Raw genomic sequence first — 15,656 nt, forward strand, 5'->3', positions numbered from 1 at the left:
GCCGCGCGTCGTCAACATCACAACCACCCGGCACCGCTTCGTTCTGCGTCGCTGCATCAGCAGCAGAGAAACGAGATTATGGAGAGCGACTGACACGTCGTCAACCCCCTTTTGTGAATTTTCTTTTGACCAGACGCCGATCGACGCCAGAAACAGGCGTCCCCTATATATAGGGAGAGTGGTGCAAACGCGACCCCGTCGTGTCAGGACGACCGAACTCCTCTATAGTGAGAAGCTTGAAATCAGCGAATGTGCACGCACCTAGATGCATCGAACCGGCGACCGCTCTACGCCCGACCAGCGGCCCAAGGACGAACCTGCGACAAACGCGCATGATGAAATGATGTGCACAGGATGAGCGCGAAGCCCCAAGCTCGTATATAATGCGAGCCGCGCGAATTTCGCACATTTCTATCGGCCCGCTTCGAGCGGGCTCATCTTTTTTGCTCCCCAGAGCACAGCCAAACAACCGCGTTGAGTCACTCAGGTGATGTTGAGCCATGCTCGAAACGCCTGACGGTCGCGTCTTGCGTCTCATAGCGAAGCCTCTAGAGGAGAATACGTGAACCCTTTTGATCGCGAAGATTCGCAACACGAAACCGCCGCCTACACCGCCAAAGCCCCCTCGGGCCGTACGGCCAAGGGCAAGGGCGCCGGTAAAGCGATCCCCGTGGCGGCCGAACTGCCGCCGCAGCAAGCCGAAGAACGTCAGCGCCAGATGCGTGCGCTGATCCAGCTGGGTAAGGAGCAAGGTTACCTGACCCACGCGCAGATCAACGACCATCTGCCCGACAACTTCGCGCAAACGGCCGCGATCGACAGCATTGTCAGCGCGTTCAACGACATGGGCGTGCAGGTCTATGAACAGGCCCCGGACGCCGAAACGCTGCTGCTGAACTCGAACGCCCCCGCCGTGGTGTCGGACGATCAGGCGGACGAGGAAACCGAAGTCGCCCTGTCGACCGTCGATTCCGAATTTGGCCGCACGACCGACCCGGTGCGCATGTACATGCGCGAGATGGGCGCGACCGAGCTGCTAACGCGCGCGGGCGAAATCGCGATTGCGAAGCGCATCGAAGACGGCCTGCATGAAATGGTGCAGGCGATTGCCGCTTGCCCGCTCGCGATCTCGGCTATTCTGGCGAGCGCCCAGCAGGTTGCCGACGGCGAGCTGCGCATCGACGAACTGGTCGACGGTCTGAATGAAGACACGCTCGCCGCCGAAGAAGACAGCGCAAGCGCGGACGCATCCGCCGACGTCGACGCGGACACCGACAGCGACGACGAAGAAGACAGCGACGACGACGTCGGCCCGGCCGACTCCTCGGCAGCAGACGAAGCACGCCTGAAGCAACTCACGAGCGACTGCCTCGAAATCTTCGCCCAGGTCGGCATGCTGTCCGACCAGATGAACGCGTCGCATACGCGCGGCGACGTCACCTCGAAGGCGTACCAGCGTGCGCGCGAAGAGATCCAGCAGCACCTCGCGAAGATCCGCTTCACGGCGCGCACGATCGATCGCCTGTGCGGCGACGTGCAGCAACAGGTTGCGCAAGTTCGCGCGATCGAGCGCAACATTCTGCAAATCGTCGTTTCGAAGAGCGGCATGCCGCGCGAGAAGTTCATCGAGTCGTTTGCCGGTCATGAGGCCGACCTCGGCTGGACGGAACGCGCCGCGCGCCCGTCATCGTCGTACGGCGCGGCGCTGGAGCGCCATCTGCCGGCAATTCAGTCCGAACAGCAAAAGCTGATCGAAATCGAAGCAACGGTTTCGCTGCCGCTGAAGCATCTGAAAGAGATCAACCGCCAGATGGTCGCGGCCGAATCGAAGATGCGCAAGGCGAAGAGCGAGATGATCGAGGCGAACCTGCGTCTCGTGATCTCGATCGCGAAGAAGTACGTGAACCGCGGCATGCTGTTCCTCGACCTGATCCAGGAAGGCAACATCGGCCTGATGAAGGCGGTGGACAAGTTCGAATACCGTCGCGGCTGGAAGTTTTCCACGTACGCAACGTGGTGGGTCCGCCAGGCCGTCACGCGCTCGCTCGCCGACCAGGCTCGCACGATCCGCGTGCCGGTGCACATGATCGAAACGATCAACAAGCTGAACCGCATCTCGCGCGAAATCCTGCAGCAGACCGGTCAGGAAGCGCATCCGTCCGTGCTCGCGGAACGCATGGAACTCTCGGAAGAGAAGGTGCGCGGCATTCTGAAGATCGCGAAGCAGCCGGTGTCGATGGAAACGCCGGTCGGTGACGACGGCGATGCCACGCTCGGCGACATGATCGAAGACTCGGCAGCGTCCTCGCCGGCCGACGCAGCGATGCAAGCCGACTTGCGCGCCGCCATCGACGACGCGCTCGACTCGCTGTCGCCGCGCGAAGCCAAGGTGCTTCGTATGCGCTACGGCATCAACACGAAGTCGGACCACACGCTCGAAGAAGTCGGCAAGCAGTTCGACGTGACGCGTGAGCGGATTCGTCAGATCGAGAGCAAGGCCATGCGCAAGCTGATGCATCCGAGCCGCGCTGATCGCCTGAAGTCGTTCCTCGACCGCTAAGCCAGCAATAGCGCTTGTCGTGCATCACGCCCGGCAAGCGCATTCTTTCTCCCTCTCTCAAGCAAGCAGCGAAATGATCCCGCCGATCGTGATGCCCGCTGCCAGCCACCGCCCCGCCGTATAGAACGCGTTGTGCGCTTCCTGAGGCTGATCCGGACGCTCGAGCCCGAGCGTGCCGTACGCAAACGATTTCACCGCTGAGACGCCGGATGCCGGTGTGCCCTGGCTTGCAGAATCGCTGACTGCGTCGCCCTGGCCCGTATTGCCATCTTGAGCCGCCGTCGCCGTCGCCGCGCCTTCCGCGGAGATATGGACGGCGTCATCCTGCGTGGGTGCATCCACCGTCGATGTCAGCATGACGGCGTCGTCCGCTGCGGACGGGCTTTTCGTCGTCACGCGGTCCGGTCCCGGCAGTGTCGACGACAACGCACTGTCGATTTGCATAGCAACCTCCGTTGATTTCGCTTATTCGATGCGCCGGCCGCCGGCCGCTAGCGGCGAATCGAGCACCTATGCAATAGCGCCGCAAACAGCTTGTGGACGACGCACGGCCGGCTACAACACCTATCGACCCCATTGCGTCGAAACTTGAGCTCCGGTAAGAAAGGGTAAGCGCTTTCCTTTGGATCGCTGCGTCCTCGCGCCGCCGGGCTCGGCATCCCACCTCGCGCTGAACAGCCCGACAAGATCCGTTTGCGCAAGCTACGCGCCGAAACGCGGCTTGGCCCATTGCGTCGAGCCGTGGCGTCACCCGCCGCGGTCGCGCAACATTCGCCGGTAACGCTTCCCACAATTGCGCGATTCCAGGTGCGCACCGCCGCATGGCCGAGCAACCCACACCTGCCGGGCGGCAACGGGCGGCGGCAACCGTCAGAAGGCGCTCCCGCGCCAACCATTCCCCAGGTAACAGGCATAGTCGTTGCGCGCTCCCCATGTACGCTTTTTACGAGGAGCACATCATGACCACGTTCGATCCCCAAGTCCCGGCATCCGCCGGCGCACAGGGCGCAAATATTGTTGGAGTCGGCATCGGTGACGGACCCGGACCGGATGTCATGGCGGCATCGACGCTCGATGGAAACAAGGTGATGTCGTCCGACGGCGAACATGTCGGCAAGATCTCCGACATCATGCTCGACGTACGCGGCGGCCGAATCGCTTACGCGGTGCTATCCACCGGCGGCTTTCTAGGCATAGGCGACACGCTTCACGCGATTCCCTGGAGCGCGCTCACGCTCGACACGGACGACAAGTGCTTCGTGCTCGACGCAAGCGCCGAACGCATCAAGAACGCGCCGGGCTTCGATAAGGATAACTGGCCTTCGATGGTGGACATGCAATGGGGCACGTCCGTGCACGAGTACTACAACCGTCCGCCGTATTGGGCGGCCACGCGTGACGTCATCGAAGAGCGGAGATTGGACTCCGACCTTTGATCGTCCAACGACGTGCATCGAGCATCACGAGCCGCCTTCTTGCTGAGGGCGTGCTCGCGATCGAACCAAGTCCACAGCATTTGTCCACAGAAACTGTTCGCAAGGCTGTGGACAACCTGCGCATGACTCCTCCAACTCCTTGAACGCATTGGCTTTCATCGCTGCGCTCTCAATGAGTCGCGTGGCTCACGGCTTGCCGCACATCGAGCGGACAGCGGCCCATTCGCGCGGCGTCAACGCGCTGTCGCCGAGCGGTGACCCTTGGCTTTGCTTTTGCCGATCGCTCGTCCGCGGATGATCCGAAAGGAATTCCACCGCAGCGCCGGCATTGCCGTTGCGCGTGCCGTTGCGCGTGTCAGTCAGCGCAAAAAAACCGGCGAGCCCGTCGCTGCGCAAGCCACTTGCTTGCAGATAGGCGACGCCGTTCGCATCGGCGAGGCGCTCCATATCGCGGCTATACGACAAACCCACGAGTCGCCCAGCCAGCGACGACACATCGGCGAAGCCGAGATTGATGCCGAGCGTTGCGCTGATCACGCCGATACCAGCGCCGCGAAACAACGCGACCATCGGATCCCGTCGCGCGATATGTCCGGTCTCGTGCGCCATCACGCCGGCGAGTTGATCTGCATTGCCGACTCGCTCGATCAAACCGCGCATGATCACCATGCGTGCGCCAGGCAGCGTCAGCGCATTGACCATCTTGCGGTCGACCACCTCCAGGTGGACCGGTTGCGCGATACCCGCAGCATGAGCGAGCCGCGCTTCGAGTCGCTCTAGCGCGCGCTGTCCCTCTTCACCGCGACACACTTTGTCCTTGCCGACGACGACCGCCTCCACCATCTCGCCGAGCTGGTTTTCGGCGCTGCGCGGCACCAGCGCCGCGCCCACCGCCGGCAGTCGCACGACGAGCACGAACGCGAGCACCAGCGCCACCACGCCGACCATCAGCCAGCCGAGATAGTGCCGCCGCTTCATGCGCCGCGGCATGATCTGCGCCGGCAACGTAGCAGGATCGGTCGACACGCGGCCCGACTCGCCTTTGCACGACAACGCGACTCGTCCTTCCGGATCGGGTTCGCCGACGACCAGCCGCGCTCGCGGCCACACCGCCAGTTCGCCCGCTTCGCCGTCGATGGAGAGAAACGCGTCGCTCCAGCGCAGCGTCACCGCATGAGCAGCGGCACTGCGACCGTCGTAAAAGCGCGTGCCCGTCGAGTGCGCGCCCTCTGAATCGGAGAAGGTCAACGCCGCCTCAGAATCAGAACGCGCCGCCGTGATCGAGCAGATTCAGCATGCCCTCGCCGGTACGCGGCGCCGCCTGATCGCTTTGAGCCAGCGTCTGCGGATCGAGCTGACCGGACACTTGCAGCGTATCCGCCGCGAGTCGCATCACGCGATGCAGCACGATCGGCAAACCCAAGCCCAGCGTGAACACGACGATGGCCAGATTGCCGAGGATCATGCCGAGCAGACGCCCCGCGGTGACGCTGCTGCCGAAGCGCAGTTGCGAGCCCAGCGTCGTATTGCCCATGACATGGCGCGTGAGCAGCGCCAGGTAGAAGCACTGAATCAGCAACGCGCCGACGATGAACAGCACGTAAAACAGAAACACCGAGCCGACAGCGGCGAGCGCCGCGGGATCGTTTCCCTTCAGCGGAGCGTGGCCAATCGGCAGCAGCGCCATGAAGCTCTTGAAGAAGATCGCCCCGAGTGCGACCAGCAGCGCGACCACGCCGACAAACGTACCGACGAACGCGGCATACAACGCGCGGGCGCGGCCTTCAAAGTGAAACGGCAAGCTGCCGAAACTGCTTGCGTTGATGCGGCGTTCCGCGAGGCGCATCGACACCCACGGCACCAGCTGACCGAGCGTGACGATGCACAGCAGGCCATACAGCAACACATACACGCCGTAGACGAAGGACGAACCGGTCATGCCGCCGCGAATCCCGCACCACTGCGTGCGACTCAGGCGATAACGCTGCGCGCTGAAATACGCGCCCGCCGCGACCACTGCGATCACGACGTAAAGCGCAAGAAACGGCAACGCGCCCAGCAACGCACTTCCCGTAACGGCGCGCAGAACCGCGCTGAGAATGCCCGCGCCGATAACCGCGCCGATCATAATCGCGATCGCCAGCAAAAACCCTTTGAACAATTCACCGCCGGTCCCGGTGTATTCAAACCGCTCACCTTGAAAACGCATGCGCGACCAGATATATCGGCGAGTATTGGTGGTCGCCCAAAATCGATAAATGCCTAATGTGATGATCTGCAGCAGCAGATTTTTGATGAAGATCCCGTACAACTCCCCAATCTTGCCGTCATAGGTCAAGAGCGGCTGCTTCTGGTCGAGTGAATTCATTTTTCTTCTGCCCCATTCGCAAACTGACGTTTTTATGGCCCGCGCTGGCGTATGCGTTGCGGGCTAGCGACGGCCCCGCGCAAAACTGGCTTACCTCGCGCAAGCATTTGAAAACCGGCTGACGAAAAAGCAAGCCGATGAGCGCGATCATTACACGCTTTTGTTGATTTATAAACACTCTTCCTACTTAATGAAAATCTCGCCTTTATTAAGTGAAGGTTTATCAACAAATTAAGCCATTTCGCATCGTCGCACTCAGAAAAATCATAAGCCACTCGCGTCCGCTGCTTTTACGGCAAGACAAACGTTTTCACGAGCGTCAATTCACCTGCCTTGCGCATGGGCACGCGAATCGTTTCGCTCTTTTCGTTCGGCGTATTCTCGTTCGTGATGATGGTCACCTGCGCGACGGTCATATCGGCGCCACTATTACCGCTGCCGTAGTAATTCACATAGACCAGATACGTGCCCTTTAACGGCGCCGCGGACGAGTAAATCTCCGGCCCATAGCCCGTCGTCACGTCGACGTCGAGCGCGCCGCCGTTCGGCGCGACGCGCTCGCCGTACCAGGTGTGCGCGCCGTCGGGCGAGACGACGTGCAGATCCAGATCGGTGCCATCGGTGTCCCACGCGAGCAGCACGCGCAGCTTCGGCTGGGTCTTGCCGCTGTAGGCGTCGTAGAACTGCACGCGCTTGCGGCTGCCGTCCGGCGCGCGCAGTTCGACGCCGTTGCTGCCAGCAGGAAACGCATACGGCCGCGAGAACTTGCCGTCCTCTTCCACGCGCTGCGGCAGCGGCGTGCCGTCGACCACCAGCGTGCCCACCGACGTGCCCTTCTTCTTCGGCGTGTTGCGGATCTGCCCTTCGATCAGCGCGAATTTGGACTGCCCCTCCGGCGTCGACACCGCCACCGCCGGGTAGTGCACGTCCTGCGTATAACGCTCGCTATCGCCACTCGTGTTGCGCCAGCCGTTCAACGGCGCGGCGAAGTCGATGTCGCTCGCGTGCGCCGCCGGCGCTACCAGCAAGCAGGCCAAACTAGCCACGCAGGCCATTGCGAGCCAACCGCGGCTCGCCATCATCCAACCCGTCGTCTCGACCTTCATCGTCACTGCTCCCATCCCGCTGTCAGAGTCGCTCGCTTTTCACGAGCATCAGGTCGCCGATCTTGCGCAGCGGCACGACCATCGTTTCACGCCGTTCGTTCGGCGTGTTTTCGTTGAACACCAGCGTCAACGTCGCCGTAATCACGTCGCGATCGTGCGCGGCGGCGTCGAAGTTGTAGCCGGTCGAATCGAAATTGCCCCAGTAATTCAGAAAGAACAGCCACGTGCCATGCTCGGGTGCCGCCGAAGAAAAGATCCCCGGCCCCGCGCCGTCCACCGAATCGACGTCGAAACCGCTGCCGTCTTCAAGCGTCGGGTTGGCGAAGAAGGCATGCAGGCCGCCCGGCGTGATCACATGCAGATCGACCTGCGCATGCGGATCATCCCACGTGACCATCGCGCGCAGCTTCGCCTGCGGCTTGCTACGGTCGGCTTCGTAGAATTGCATGCGCTGGTGCTGTTTGCCGTCGGCGGAAATCAGCTCGATGCTGTTCGAACCCGCGCCGAACGCCCAGGGCCGCGCGAACGCGCCTTCGTCGTCGGTGTAGAGCGGTGTGGGATTGCCGTTGACGACCAGCGTCGGCGGCTTGCGCGCGTGTTTGTCGATGTGCTTCAGGCGTCCCTCGATCAGCGTGCGATAGCGCTGCGCGCCGCGATCGACCGGTGGCCGCGGATAAGCCGCGACGAAATGCTCGCCCTCGTTCGTCAACCCGCTGTGACGCCAACCGCCGAACGAGCCGGTCAGATCGGCGATCGCGCCGTCGGCGTCGGCGGCTTCGGCATTCGGCGCAGCAGTGCAGAGCGCAAACGCAGCCCCGACCGCGGCCAGCGTTACGACGGCGCGAACACGGATAGCGAGCCGCGAAGGCGACCAGCGCAACAAGGATATCGGCGAGCACGAGACGGTATTCATTGGATCGAATTGTCGGTACGAATCAGCGTGCGCGCGGTGCGCTCGACGAACGTCTCATCGAGCCCACGCGGATGATGCTGGAACGCGAGGTGGATGTATTCATGCGCCAACGCGATACGGTCCTCTTCGGTCTGCAAGCGATACACGTACACGCGATTGCGCTGCGCATCCGCATACGGCCGACCTTCGCGCACGGCGCACACCGCGGGCAGATCGGGCGTTTCGTAGCCCGCCGCGCCGTCCATGCGCCGCGCCCACAACGGCGCGTTGCGTTGCAGCCATGCCTGCGCGCCGGCCACCTCGACGCAGTCGCCCGAAAGCGGACTCTGGAACGAAGTCAGCGTCGCTTGCGGCCAGGTGCGCGCGAGAATCGCGTCGAAAGTGAGGCCGGTTTGCGCGGAGGCCTTCGCGGCCAGCCAGCTCATTTGTCCTGGCGCGGCTTTGTCGTGGTGATACTGAACCGGCACACCGGTCAGCACCAACGCATCGGTCACATCAGCGGCATGGCGCGCGGCGGCCGTCGGCGCGCGTGGCAGGACGCGCTGCGTGCTGCTGCTGTCGTCGATACGGAAACAGCCGTGATCGTGGTTGCCGTGCTGTACGACGTAGGTGCGCGCCGCGACCGCCAACGCCTTCGCCGCTTCCGCCTGGCTCGTGTCGCCTTCGCGCTCGACCACGCGGGCCACATAGTCGTTCATGCCGAATCGGCCGACCACTTGCGGCGCGCCGGCCGCATCGCGATCGAGTCGCAGCTCGCCGCGACTCGTCACCCGCGCCCAATTGCCATTGACGAAGCCGACCCGGAGATCACCGCGCAACGGACCCTCGGACGCAGCGGCCGGTCCTTTATCGCCGAGCACTTCGCGAATCGGATAGCGGCTGAAGAAATCGACCAGAACGCAAGCGCCGTCGTCCGGCACGGTGACTTGCGTGAGCAGCGGCGCAATCCGCGGTGCGGCGGCCGCCAGCACGCGCGCGCTGCCGCCCGGACCGCCCAGCCATACCGGCGTGCCGTCGGCGAGCCAGCCCGCCGCGCCGCCGATCGAAGCGCCCGGACGCGCCGGGTCCGGCATCGTCCACGTCTTGGCGCGCAGCACGCTGCCGTAAAGCGACACCGTGCCTTCGCCGCGTCCGCTGGTCAGCACCGACACCAGCGTGCTCGCCGCCGCTTCGCGCGGCCCGACGGGCATCGCCTGCAAGGCGGCGAGCAGTTCGGTCACCGGCACGAGGCGCGTGGGCGTCATGGCATGCAGATCGCGCAGCCATGTGGGCGCGTGAGCGGCCGTCCAATACTTGCGCCAGTCGGCGGAATCGAGCTGCAGGCGCGCGGGTTCGAAAAAGAGCCCGCATGACTGCACCAACGCATGTTCACGGTCGATGTGACCGCCTGTCATGCAGCAATACACTTCTTCCGGATCGCCGCCGTTGCAGGCGTAGTCCGGCGTGGCGATGTTGCGGTCCACCAGATAGCCGTAGACGAACAGCTTCCATACGCTGCCGAGCGGCGTCTCCAGCGTCGCAGGCAAGACACCCGCGCCCTGCGGCGAGAAGCCGACCGCGGCACCGCTGCCGTCGACTTGCCAAAGCTGGCTCTGGCCGTCGCGCAGCCAGGCGAAGCGCAGCATCTGCGAACCGGACACCGTTTGAGATGAAGTCGCCGCATACGCGAGGGTGCCGTTGCAAACACAGCAACCGAACCCGACGCCCACGGCAAGCGCGATCCGCAGCCTGGCTGCCAGACGATCGCGTAGAGGCCGAAGCGTGCGGAACATGGCGGTCTCGTCTCGCTTACTGAATGCGCAACGTCGTCACGCGATCGCTCTTGCCGCCTTCGAACGCCTTCGCGTCCGGCTGATACATGCGGAAGTAGCGCGCGGGCGGCAGCGCGAACGTGCCCGGCAACGCGAAGCGCACCAGTTGCCGCAGCGTGACCGGCCGGTCGAGCAAGGGCACGGGCTGGTGATAAGCCAGCTCGCCCATCTCATACGACGCAACGCGCTGGAACGGCTGCGGACCGCTGGCACCATCTTTCGCGCCCGGCAGACCGTCGATCGATACGCCCCAGCTCGTCGCCTCGACATTGCCGCCCGGCGGCAGCGGCACGTCGAGCAGACCGTAGTGGTACGCGTTGCCGGAGCGCGGCGTGAGCGTGACTTCGTCGACGTACAGCGCGTTGCTGTCGATCGCGTCGTTCTGCTTCACCAGACGCGCGGTGAATGTCGAGCGGCCCAACTGGCTCTCGCCGCCTGCTGCTCCCATCTTCGGATCGACCGCGATCTCGACCGGTTCGAGCTTGTAGAAACGGCGCTCGACGGTGATGTTAAGACGGCTGTCCTCGCTCGTATGACTGCGGAACGAAACCAGCGCGTTGACGTCGGTACGCGCGGCGCCTGCGGCGAGTGTGGTCGGCAGTCCCGCGCCGGTCCACTTGTAGAGCGGCGTGCCGGTCGGCGTCGCGGCGCGTGTCCAGCCCGCGCCTTGCAGCGACGGCAACGACGCGGCCGGCACATCGCCGCCTAGCGCCTTGCGCAACCACAACAGCGTCAACGCGCGATCGAGCGTCGGATAATCGGCGCTGCTCTTCGCGAGCAAGGCGGATGCATCGACCGCCGCGCCGCCGTCGCCGCCCGACATGACCAGCAGACTTTGCACGAGCGGCGCCGGATCGTTGCTCAACGCGGTACGCGCGGCGCTTGCCGCGGCGTCGAAGCCATCCGGCAATTGCGCGCTCGTGCTGCGCGCCATGCTGGCGATCAGCAGCGTCGCCATCTGCTTGCCGCGCGGCGAATCGGCTTGCGCGAACACGATGCTGTCCGACGCGCCATACGTGCCGTCGCGCGCGGGCGCATTGGCCGTGGCCGCCGCATCGCTCATCAGGTCCGCGGCGACGCCCGACACCGGCGTCGCAACCGGCAAGCCCATCTGCTGCATGAACCACAAGGCCAGCGCACGATGCAGCAGCGGCTCTTTCGCCCCGGCGTCGCGATAGACGTCCATCGCGTGCTGCCAGTTGTCGGCGGGAAGGCTGATGCCGAGGCTGCGGCTCGCGAGCCAGTCCGCGTAATACGCATAGGCCGTGATCAGCGCGCTGCCGCCGGTGGTATCGCCCCACCAGCCGAATGTGCCGCCGACGCCCGCAAGCATCGCCAGACGCTGCCGTTGGTTGCGCAGCAGCGCTTCGAGCCCTTGCGTCGAACTCGCGCTATCGTCGTAGCCACGGCCGTGGCCGATCGCATCATGCGCGAGCGCCAGCGGAATCAGACGGCTCGAGGTCTGCTCGGCGCAACCGTACGGATAGTTGATCAGATCGTCGGCGACGCGCATGAACTGGCTTTGCGCGCTGCCGATGAAACGCACGCCGACACCCTGCGCATCTTGCGGCAGATTGAGCGGCTTGTTCGAGCCGTCGAGCGCCACCGTGTTCTGATGCAGATCGAGCCACCCGCTCGCGTCGAGATGAATCGTGGTTTGCAGACGGTCGACGTCCTTGCCCGCGCTGCGCAGCGTCGCGTTGATCACACCATCTTTCAACGCGCCGCTCGGCAGACGCAGATAGTTCGCGCCGCGCTTGAGCGTGACCTTCTGATTGAGCGACAACCCGCCGCCTTCGACCACCCACTGCGCGTCCATGTCCGCGTCGGTCTGATTGAAGGCGATCATGTCGATGGCCGGCTGATCGTTGACGCGGAAGTGCGACGGTCCGCTCCACTTCAGATACAGCGCCTTGTCCGAACGCACGTAAGCGGTGCGCTGACCGACCATGCCGTCCGGCGCCGCCGCGCGCACCGTGATGCGCCAGCGCGCCAGCGAATCCGGCATCTTGAATGTCATGGTGGCATGGCCGTTCGCGTCGGTTTTCAGACTGCCTTCCCACGCGGCCGTGTCCTGATCGTCACGGCGTGGCCGTTCCAGCACTTTCACGCCGCGCTCGTTGTAGTTCGCGCGTTGCGGTCCACCCGGTGCGCCCTTCAGCGGCGAGCGCGCAAGGTCATAAGTGATGAACGACAGGCTCGACGAAGTCCGCACGTTATTGCGGCGCGGGTGATAGAAGAAGTCGAGGATATTCGGCGCGATTTCCGGCTGCAACACGTAGACCATTTCATCGACCACGCTCACCGTCAGATTCGCCGCTTCCGGCTTACCGTTCAACGTGCTGTCGAAATTCAGCGTGACCGTGTCGCCCGGACCGTACACCGGCTTGTCGCTTTTCACGTTCAGTTCGATCTGCGGCTGCGCGACCACAATGCCTGCGTTCTGGAACACGTATTCGCCGGCGTGCACGTACAGCACCGAGAACGTCATGTTCGGCGCAAAGTCTTCGCCCACCTTGATGCGCGCTTTCCATTGCGACGGCGCCACACGCTGCAATTGCAGCCAGTCGCCGCCCGCCGTGAGCAGCGCGCGACGCTCGACGTTGTCGCGTTCGAGCGTGAGCAACGCGTCGTCCACCGGCATCGGGAAGGTGATCAGGGCTTCGGCGGTATCGCCGATCTTGTACTTGTCGCGATCGAACACGATCTCGACGCTGCCCGGAATCGCTTTCAGGCCATCGCCCACGACCCAGTGGCTGGACGCGGCGAGCAGGTTGCCCAGGTCGTCCTTGACCGACAACATGTAGGAGCCCGGTTCGTCGAACGTCACCGGGAATGACAGCTTGCCGCCCGCGCTCGCGCCCTTCAACGCGCCTTCGCCATGCGTTTGCGATTCGAGGCGCGTCCATTCCCATTTCGACGGCGCATGCGACGCCGGATCGACCGCGCCGAGCGCCTGCAGATCGAAGCTGACTGCTTCCTTCGGTTGCGAGAACGATTTGGCGGTGGTCAAACGATAGGGCGTCGCGCCGCGCGCAATCAGCACTTCGCGCGTCACGCGCACCTTGTACGCCGCGCCGTCCTGCGCGAACAGCGTCAACGCATAGCGGCTCGGCTCCTTCGCGGCCGGCAGCGTGAGACTCGCGTTGCCGTCGCTATCCGTCTTCAGTTCCTGTTGTTCGAGCTTGACCGGGAACAGACCCGCGTAACGCAGTTCGCCGTCGACGATCGTCACTTTCTGCGCGCGCAGCGTGACCGAGATCTTGCTGTCGCGCACCGGCTTGCCGTCCGGATAGCGCAACTGGATCTTGCCCTTCAGCGTCTCGCCGGTCGCGTAGTCGGCTTTGTCCATCGACAGGTTGACGTCGAAGTGCGGCTTCACATATTCGGCGACACGAAATGCGCTGCCGTATACATCGCCGTTGTAGTCGAAGCGCAGCGTGTAGCCGCCGGCGGTGGCATCGGCGGGCAGCGTGAACGCGGTGTCCGCGCCCGTGTCCGACGCGAAATGCACCTTGCTGGTCGCCACCGGCGCGCCGTTCGGATCGAGCACGTCAAGCTTGATATCGGCCTCTGCCGGCGCCGACGATTGCGTCGCGTTCTGGAACGTGCGGCCGATGAACTTCACATGCACCGGATCACCCGGCCGGTACATCGGACGGTCGGTGACCGCATAGATCTTCGTGTTGTAGATCTCGCTGTCGTAGTAGAAATTCTCGGAGACGAACACGCCGCCCTGCGGATCGGTGCCAAGCACATAACTGCGCTCGGGGCTCACGTGTTGCAGCACCAGCGCGCCGTCGTTGCCGGTCGAGCCGCTTTGCAGGACGCCCACGCCGTCGGTCCAGTTCACTTCCGTATTCGCCACGGGCTTGCCGTTATCGCGCCGCGTGCTCCACACCAGCATGCCGCTCGATGCCGCTTTCACCACCGCCACCGTGTCCGACACGAACAACAGCGTGTGCGCGCGATAGTTGCCGATCACCGCCTCGACGATATACAGCCCCGGCGGCAGCTTGCCGACCGGAATCATCACGTTGCCCGAACTGGCTTCGATAAAGTTGCTGCTGCTGCCCGCGAGGTTCACGCCCTTGGGCGGTTCGATCACTTTCGCATCCCAGATCGGATAGCGGAAACGCGCGACCATGTCGTAGCCTTTGAGCGGCGCGAATTGCGAGTTCGGCTCGAATTGCGTCGGCTTGCCGGTCTGCTCGCCGAGTTTGAATTGCGGCGCCGCTTCGGTCGCCTTGCTGCGGGTCGCGAACGACAACACACGCTGCCATGCGCGGCGTGCTTCGGTAAACCAGCGGTCCCACAGATACGCGAGCGTGTTCGCCAGCCCTTCGCCCTGATAGTTCGGCGCGACATTCAACCGATGCAGATTCTTTTGCGCCTTCAGAAAGTCCAGCGGCTTCGGCACGCGATACACGACGATGTCCGCGCCGCCAAAAGCCTGCAACGCGTCCTTGAAATCGCGGCCGGGCGCTTCGAGCCGCACCTGCGCCAGTTGATCGCTGCCGAAGCTCGCGTCCGAAAGCAGGAAGAACGGCTGACCGTCGACCTTCTGTGAACTGAAATTGCTCGACGGCGCTGTCTGCAGCGTCGGATTTCCGGCGATGTTGGCATCGGCGGCGGCGGCGCTCGCGGCGTCGTCGTCGGCATGGGCGGCCGGTGCGATGGCGAGCATCATGGCCGCGAGCAAGACCGGGAGCAATGCGGCGAACGTGCATGCCGCGCGACGGCGCGCATTGCCCAACCAAGCACTCGATGGCGTGACGGAAATCATTCGGGTCATGGTGTCAAAAAGTCCAAACGAAACACGCCGACGAAATTCGGATTGCCGTCGAGCGGCTGCCAGCGGGAATCTTTCCATTGCATCAGGTCGGAAACGGCGACGGCGCGCAGACCGGTATCGGTCGGCGTGACGGTGCCTGTGTGATAAGCGATGTAGCGATCCAGCCAGATCATCAGATGCTGGTCGTCGCCCTGGTCGAAGAAAAGCAGATCACCGGGCAACGCCTGGTTCACGTCCTTCGAAACAAAACGGCTATTGCGTTGAATCAGTGCGATCGCCGATGCGTACGCGCCGGTGGAACCGTCGAGCTGGGTCCAGCGGTTGGCGATCGTGCGCTGCGGCGCGGACAGTTGCAGCTCGGGCGGCATGCTGCTGGTATCGGCGAGACTGGTCATGCCGTTGGCGCGCAGCCATTTGGTGTCGTGCGGCCTGAGCGTTTCCCCGACGGCGAAGCGCACGAGACCCGCGCAATCGCGTTGCGTCCAGCGCGGGGTCGGTCCGCGCCGCATCTGCTGGTCGACGATGCGCGCGAACCACGCGCGAAACGCCGCGGATTGTTGCGGTGAGAGTGCGTCGGGGTCAGGGGATGCGGCGGTGGTGGTGAGCGCGTGTGCGTAAGGCGCGAGGCTTGCCAGCGCGCATAGTGAAGCCATGCGCGCGAGCCATG

At 63.9% G+C, this 15,656-nt stretch carries 10 protein-coding genes; 2 read left to right on the forward strand and 8 right to left on the reverse strand.

The window, feature by feature from the left end:
* Positions 1 to 562: 562 nt before the first annotated feature.
* Positions 563 to 2,560, forward strand: coding sequence for an RNA polymerase sigma factor RpoD (rpoD, locus tag P0D80_RS41785; protein ID WP_132383981.1), 1,998 nt, complete (start codon positions 563 to 565; stop codon positions 2,558 to 2,560).
* 57 nt (positions 2,561 to 2,617) lie between these two features.
* Here the strand turns inward: rpoD and P0D80_RS41790 are convergent, their stop codons facing one another.
* A complete protein-coding gene (locus P0D80_RS41790; RefSeq protein WP_408292509.1) occupies positions 2,618 to 3,004 on the reverse strand; it encodes a hypothetical protein in 387 nt (128 codons plus the stop codon).
* A 515-nt stretch (positions 3,005 to 3,519) separates the two neighbouring features.
* Here P0D80_RS41790 and P0D80_RS41795 point away from each other — a divergent pair.
* Positions 3,520 to 3,996, forward strand: a complete 477-nt coding sequence (locus tag P0D80_RS41795; protein ID WP_408292511.1) for a PRC-barrel domain-containing protein — start codon at positions 3,520 to 3,522, stop codon at positions 3,994 to 3,996.
* 186 nt (positions 3,997 to 4,182) lie between these two features.
* On the opposite strand, the gene P0D80_RS41800 is transcribed toward P0D80_RS41795, so the two are convergent.
* The 7 genes from P0D80_RS41800 to P0D80_RS41830 all read right to left on the reverse strand — a co-directional run bounded on the left by P0D80_RS41800 (position 4,183) and on the right by P0D80_RS41830 (position 15,642).
* Positions 4,183 to 5,244: a M48 family metallopeptidase gene (locus tag P0D80_RS41800; RefSeq protein WP_408292513.1), complete on the reverse strand. Its 1,062-nt coding sequence runs from the start codon at positions 5,242 to 5,244 to the stop codon at positions 4,183 to 4,185.
* Positions 5,245 to 5,257: 13 nt separating this feature from the next.
* Positions 5,258 to 6,364, reverse strand: a complete 1,107-nt coding sequence (locus P0D80_RS41805) for a YjgN family protein (protein WP_408292515.1) — start codon at positions 6,362 to 6,364, stop codon at positions 5,258 to 5,260.
* 290 nt (positions 6,365 to 6,654) lie between these two features.
* Positions 6,655 to 7,470: a YfaP family protein gene (locus tag P0D80_RS41810; protein ID WP_408178614.1), complete on the reverse strand. Its 816-nt coding sequence runs from the start codon at positions 7,468 to 7,470 to the stop codon at positions 6,655 to 6,657.
* A gap of 22 nt (positions 7,471 to 7,492) precedes the next feature.
* The gene (locus tag P0D80_RS41815; protein WP_408292518.1) at positions 7,493 to 8,383 is read right to left on the reverse strand and encodes a YfaP family protein; all 891 of its coding nucleotides are present in this window, start codon (positions 8,381 to 8,383) and stop codon (positions 7,493 to 7,495) included.
* A complete protein-coding gene (locus tag P0D80_RS41820; RefSeq protein ID WP_408292520.1) occupies positions 8,380 to 10,155 on the reverse strand; it encodes a DUF2300 domain-containing protein in 1,776 nt (591 codons plus the stop codon). Before P0D80_RS41820 ends, P0D80_RS41815 begins: the two co-directional genes overlap by 4 nt.
* Before the next feature lie 16 nt (positions 10,156 to 10,171).
* Complete coding sequence (locus tag P0D80_RS41825) at positions 10,172 to 14,989, reverse strand: alpha-2-macroglobulin family protein (protein ID WP_408292522.1); 4,818 nt, start codon at positions 14,987 to 14,989, stop codon at positions 10,172 to 10,174.
* A complete protein-coding gene (locus P0D80_RS41830) occupies positions 14,986 to 15,642 on the reverse strand; it encodes a DUF1175 domain-containing protein (protein WP_408292524.1) in 657 nt (218 codons plus the stop codon). Before P0D80_RS41830 ends, P0D80_RS41825 begins: the two co-directional genes overlap by 4 nt.
* Positions 15,643 to 15,656: the final 14 nt, after the last annotated feature.

The sequence above is a fragment of the Paraburkholderia sp. RL17-373-BIF-A genome, from assembly GCF_046030175.1.
Lineage (GTDB): Bacteria > Pseudomonadota > Gammaproteobacteria > Burkholderiales > Burkholderiaceae > Paraburkholderia.